5 protein-coding genes are annotated in these 5,692 nt (G+C 69.7%); 4 read left to right on the forward strand and 1 reads right to left on the reverse strand.

The window, feature by feature from the left end; translation table 11 throughout:
* Positions 1 to 164 precede the first annotated feature (164 nt).
* The gene (gene panB, locus HLK59_RS47655; RefSeq protein ID WP_171147937.1) at positions 165 to 1,031 is read right to left on the reverse strand and encodes a 3-methyl-2-oxobutanoate hydroxymethyltransferase; all 867 of its coding nucleotides are present in this window, start codon (positions 1,029 to 1,031) and stop codon (positions 165 to 167) included.
* Between the two features lie 217 nt (positions 1,032 to 1,248).
* Here panB and HLK59_RS47660 point away from each other — a divergent pair, with 217 nt between their 5' ends.
* The 4 genes from HLK59_RS47660 to HLK59_RS47675 all read left to right on the forward strand — a co-directional run.
* Positions 1,249 to 2,847: an MFS transporter gene (locus HLK59_RS47660; protein ID WP_171147938.1), complete on the forward strand. Its 1,599-nt coding sequence runs from the start codon at positions 1,249 to 1,251 to the stop codon at positions 2,845 to 2,847.
* Positions 2,848 to 2,932: 85 nt separating this feature from the next.
* Positions 2,933 to 3,604 carry a TetR/AcrR family transcriptional regulator gene (locus HLK59_RS47665; RefSeq protein ID WP_171147939.1) on the forward strand — a complete coding sequence of 224 codons (672 nt, stop codon included), beginning with the start codon at positions 2,933 to 2,935 and terminating at the stop codon, positions 3,602 to 3,604.
* Positions 3,605 to 3,791: 187 nt separating this feature from the next.
* Positions 3,792 to 4,841 (forward strand): endonuclease/exonuclease/phosphatase family protein, encoded by a 1,050-nt coding sequence (locus HLK59_RS47670; protein WP_171147940.1) that lies wholly within the window; start codon positions 3,792 to 3,794, stop codon positions 4,839 to 4,841.
* A gap of 81 nt (positions 4,842 to 4,922) precedes the next feature.
* Positions 4,923 to 5,692: MFS transporter (locus HLK59_RS47675; protein WP_171147941.1), on the forward strand; the 770-nt coding region annotated here is incomplete at its 3' end.

Raw genomic sequence — 5,692 nt, forward strand, 5'->3', positions numbered from 1 at the left:
GCCCCTACCCGTCCCCTCCCTGGGGGCTGCGCCCCCAGGCCCTCGCTTCGGCCCTGAAGGGGCCTCGTCCTCAGACGCCGGACGGGCTGGAAAACCCGACACAAAAAACGGCAGCCCCGCCGGCGGGGGAAGATCGGCGGGGCTGCCTTGGTGCCGCAATGGCTCTAGTGGACGCTGTGCTCCTCCAGCGGGAAGGTCCCGCCGACCACGTCCTCCGCGAAGGCCTTCGCCGCGTTGCCCATGACCTCGCGCAGGTCGGCGTACTGCTTCACGAACTTCGGGACCCGGCCGGAGGTCAGACCGAGCATGTCGGTCCAGACCAGGACCTGCGCGTCCGTCTCCGCCCCGGCGCCGATGCCGACCGTCGGGATGTGCAGGGAGCGCGTCACCTCGGCCGCCAGCTCGGCGGGGACCAGTTCGAGGACCACCGCGAACGCGCCCGCGTCCTGCACGGCCTTGGCGTCGCGCAGCAGCTGCGCGGCCGCCTCCTCGCCACGGCCCTGGACGCGGTAGCCCATGGCGTTGACGGACTGCGGGGTCAGGCCGATGTGGGCCATGACCGGGATGCCGGCCTCGACCAGCAGCCGGATCTGCTCGTAGGACCGCTCACCGCCCTCCAGCTTGACCGCGCCGACCCCGGCGTCCTTGATCAGCCGGGTGGCGGACCGGAGCGCCTGTACGGGGCCCTCCTGGTACGAGCCGAAGGGGAGGTCGGCGACGATCAGGGCACGGGAGGTGCCCCGGACCACGGCCGCCGAGAGCATCGTCATCTCGTCGAGGGTGACGGGCACGGTCGACTCGTACCCGAGGTGACAGTTGCCCGCGGAGTCGCCGACGAGCATGACCGGGATGCCGGACTCGTCGAAGACGGACGCGGTCATCGCGTCGTACGCGGTGAGCATGGGCCACTTCTCGCCGCGCTCCTTGGCGAGGGCGATGTCGCGAACGGTGATACGGCGTGTGCCCTTCCCCCCGTACAGCGCTTTGCTGCCGTCGGAGGGCTTTGTCTGGGCAGCCGAGAGCTGCGTCATGGAACTGCTCCTTACACGTCATCTCGAGGCGCCCTCACGGCGTCCCCGGATCACCTCCATGGTGGCACCTCGTGTCACGCTCGGCCAGACCGGGGCACGGGACTTGGGTCACGCCTCCAGCGACGTACGTCCTGGGTCCTAGGGCTCTTCTTAAGGTCTCCGTAAAGAATTCCGATACGAGACGGTGCCGTATCGAAATAGGTCTAGGGTCGGCCGTATGACTTCTCCTGCCGACCCTGCCCTCACCGGCTCCCGCATACCGGAAGCCGTGCACCGGCGCCGCTGGGCGATCCTCGGCGTGCTGATGCTGAGCCTGTTGATCGTGGTCCTCGACAACTCGATCCTGAACGTCGCGATCAAGACGATCTCGACCCCCGCCCCCACCGGCCTGGGCGCCACCCAGAGCGAGCTGGAGTGGGCGATCAACTCCTACACCCTCGTCTTCGCGGGGCTCCTCTTCAGCGCCGGTCTGCTGGGGGACCGGCTCGGACGCAAGCGGGTGCTCCTCGGCGGCCTCGCCGTCTTCGGTATCGGGTCCGCCCTCGCCGCCACCGCCGGGTCGCCGACCGAGCTGATCGCGTTCCGCGCGGTGATGGGCCTCGGCGCCGCCTTCGTGATGCCCGCCACCCTCGCGGTGCTCATGAACGTCTTCGAGCGCGAGGAGCAGCCCAAGGCCATCGGCATCTGGGCCGGCGGTGTCGGGCTCGCCATCGCCATCGGGCCGATCACCGGCGGTGTGCTCCTGGACCACTTCTGGTGGGGGTCCGTCTTCCTCATCAACGTGCCGATCGTGATCCTCGCCGTCGCGCTGATGGTCTGGCTCGTGCCCGACTCCCGGGACCCGAACCCCGGCCGCATCGACCCGATCGGTGTCGTGCTGTCCGTCGTGGGCCTGGTCCTGCTCGTCTACGGCATCATCAAGGGCGGCCAGCTCGCGGACTTCACGGACGCGGCAGTGCTGTCGACGATCGGCGCGGGTCTCGCCGTACTGGTCGCCTTCGTCGTCTTCGAGGCGCGCAGCGACCATCCGTCCATCGATGTCACCTACTTCAAGAACAAGGTCTTCTCCGCCGCGATCGCCGCCATCGCGCTGGTCTTCTTCGCGCTGATGGGCGTGACCTTCTTCTCGGTCTTCTACACCCAGAGCGTGCGCGGGTACTCGCCGCTGGAGACCGGTCTGCTGATGCTGCCGCTGGCCGCCGCCCAGATGATCTTCGCGCCGCGGGCCCGGCTGGTCGTCGACCGGTTCGGCAACAAGGCCACCACCACGGCCGGACTGCTGGTCATCGCCGCGACGCTCGCCGCGTTCGCCGGGTTCGAGGCGGACACACCGATCTGGATCCTGGAGGTCGTCTTCTTCCTCATGGGCGCCGGCATGGCGCACATCATGACCCCGGTCAGCGTCGTCATCATGCAGGCCCTGCCCCGCGAGAAGGCCGGCTCCGCCTCCGCCCTCAGCAACACCTTCCGCCAGGTCGGCGGCGCCCTCGGTATCGCCGTCCTCGGCTCGGTGCTGTCCACGGCGTACCGCAACGGCGTCGAGGACAAGCTCAGCCTCCTCCCGGCCGGACTGCGCCACACCGCGGGCGAGTCCATCGAGGCCACCCTCGGCGTCGCCGAGAAGCTCGGCCCCCGGGGCAACGCGCTCATCGGCCCCGCCCACGACGCCTTCCTGCACGCCATGCACGTCACCGCCCTGTGGGGCGCGGGCGTCGCCGTGGTCGGCGCGGTCGTGGTCGCCGTGTTCCTGCCGGGCAAGCCGCCGGCCGCCCAGAAGGACGAGGAGGGGCGGGAGTTGGTCACGGCGGCGGAGTAGCCCAACAACAGCGGAGTGAGGGGTTGGCCGTGCGCGCGTCCCGCCGGGGGACAATCATCGCAGGACACAGAAGGGATCCAGCGACGTGAGCAGCCTCGCCGAAGGTCAGCCCCGGCAAGCGGGCCCCGTGCGGGGCCGGCCCCGCAGCGAGGCCGTGGAGCGTGCCATCGTCGAGGGCGTGATGAAGCTGCTGGAGGACGGGGTGCCGCTCGCGGAGCTGTCCATCGAGCGCATCGCCCGTACCGCGGGCGTCGGCAAGGCGACCATCTACCGCCGCTGGAGCGGCAAGGAGGAGCTCTTCGTCGATGTCATCCGCAGCGCCGAACCCCCGGACCCCGAACTCCCCGGCACCTCCATGCGCGACGACCTCGTCGTCCTCCTGGAGTCGCTGCGCCAGCGCGGACTGGTCAGCCGTTCCTCGATGATCCTGCACAACGTGCACGCCCAGATGAAGAGCAGTCCCAAGATCTGGGAGGCGTACCACAACCTCGTCATCGCGCCCCGGCGCAGGCTCGGGATGGAGGTCCTGCGACAGGGGCAGGTGAACGGCGAACTGCGCGAGGACGTCGACATCGAACTGCTCAACGACATCTTCGTCGGCCCCATGCTGCTGCGCTCCGTCATGCGCCCCGACGCCGACCTCCCGGACGGTCTGTCCGAACAGATCGTCGACACGATTCTTGAAGGACTGAGGTCCCCCGACACGGAGGACCTACGGCCCGTCAGCTCACCGACCGTCAGTTCCACGGCGTCGTAGCCCTACTGTGCGCGTTTCGTCACAGAGGGCGCTTTCTGAGTCCGAGACGGGAACTGGCGGCGCCGACTTGTTCGTGCTCGTACGGGTACGGCCGTCATGGGACGGCGAGAACGGAACCGATCATCCCCTAGGGTCTTGAGACACGGGGGGACGGACGGATGCACGGCAGGCAGTGAGGCGACGCGGTATGGCGCAGCAGGCGTACATGGAGGAGACGGACAACGGCGGCTCGGGACCCGAGCGCCAGAGCTCCAGGCTCCGGCGCCTGCTCGACCGACTGCTCACCGGATGGCGCGGCGACCCGAGAATCTGGCGCCGCGGCCTGGTCGTCGCCGCGCTGGCGGTGCTCCTCGCGCTGGTGATGCTGCTGCACTCACGCATCCCCAACCGCATCGGCAACCTCGGCAGCCTGATCGAGACCTTCCTGCCCTGGCTGGGCGTCTTCGTGCCGGTGCTGGTGGTCCTCGGCGTCGTACGGAAGTCGGTGACCGCCCTGGTCGCCGTGGTGCTCCCGGCGGTCGTCTGGCTCAACCTCTTCGGTGGTCTGCTCACCGACAAGACAGGCTCCGGCGGCGATCTCACGGTGGCCACGCACAACGTCAACGCCGAGAACCCCGACCCGTCCGGCACCGCCCGTGACGTGGCCGCGTCCGGGGCGGACGTGGTGGCGCTGGAGGAGCTGACCGCGGGGGCGGTGCCGACGTACGAGAAGGCGCTGGCGGCGACGTACAAGTACCACTCGGTGCAGGGCACCGTCGGGCTGTGGAGCAAGTACCCGCTGACCGGGGTCGAGCCCGTCGACATCAAGCTGGGCTGGACACGCGCCATGCGCGCCACGGTGGCCACGCCCGAGGGAAAGCTCGCGGTCTACGTCGCCCACCTGCCGTCGGTCCGCGTGAAGATGGAGGCCGGGTTCACGGCCCGGCAGCGCGACAAGAGCGCCGACGCGCTCGGCGAGGCCATCGCCGACGAGCCCTTGCCGCGGGTCGTGCTGCTCGGCGACCTCAACGGCACGATGAACGACCGCGCGCTCAACGCCGTCACCTCCCAGATGCGCTCCACGCAGGGCGCGGCCGGCAACGGGTTCGGGTTCAGCTGGCCGGCGTCGTTCCCGATGGCGCGGATCGACCAGATCCTGGTGAAGGGCGTCGAACCGGAGAGCTCCTGGACGCTGCCGGAGACGGGCAGCGACCACCTTCCGGTGGCTGCCCGTGTGAAGGTCGACACGTCTTCGTAACCGCATGGAATACTGGGCCCGAAAGGCTTTGTTCCGCAGGTGAACATAAGCACCGCGGAACAACCCCTGGAAGGCCCCTCCATGCCCTTGGCCCTGCTCGCCCTCGCTGTGGGCGCATTCGGGATCGGCACCACCGAGTTCGTGATGATGGGGCTGCTGCCCGAGGTCGCGGACGATCTTCATATCGCCGTTCCCACCGCTGGGCACCTTGTCTCGGCGTATGCCCTGGGTGTCGTCGTCGGTGCGCCGGCGCTGGCCGCTGTGACCGCCCGTATGTCCCGTCGTACGGTCCTCATCGCTCTGATGGCGCTGTTCATCGTCGGCAACGCGGCCTCCGCCTTCGCCGCCGACTACCACTGGCTGCTCGCCGCCCGGTTCCTGAGCGGGCTGCCGCACGGTGCCTTCTTCGGTGTCGGCGCGGTCGTCGCCACGAACCTGGTCGCGCCGGAGCGCAAGGCGCGGTCCGTGTCCCTGATGTTCCTCGGGCTCACCGTCGCCAACGTCGTGGGCGTGCCGGTCGCCACGCTCATGGGGCAGCAGCTGGGGTGGCGGGCCACGTTCCTCGGGGTCAGCGCGATCGGGTTGGTCGCGATCGGGGCGCTCGTCTCGTTGATCCCGCACGACCGGGTCGTGGCGGGTGCCGGGGGCGGGCTGCGTGGTGAGCTCGCGGCGCTCCGGTCGCTTCCCGTCTGGCTGGCGCTCGGGACGACCGTCGCGGGGTTCGGGGCGCTGTTCGCCGCGTACAGCTACATCACGCCGATGCTCACCGACTCCGCCGGGTTCGCCGACGCGAGTGTGACGCTGCTGCTCGCGCTGTTCGGGGTCGGGGCGACGGTGGGGAACCTGGTGGG

This window comes from Streptomyces sp. S3(2020), assembly GCF_013044505.1.
In the GTDB taxonomy this organism is placed as follows: domain Bacteria; phylum Actinomycetota; class Actinomycetes; order Streptomycetales; family Streptomycetaceae; genus Streptomyces.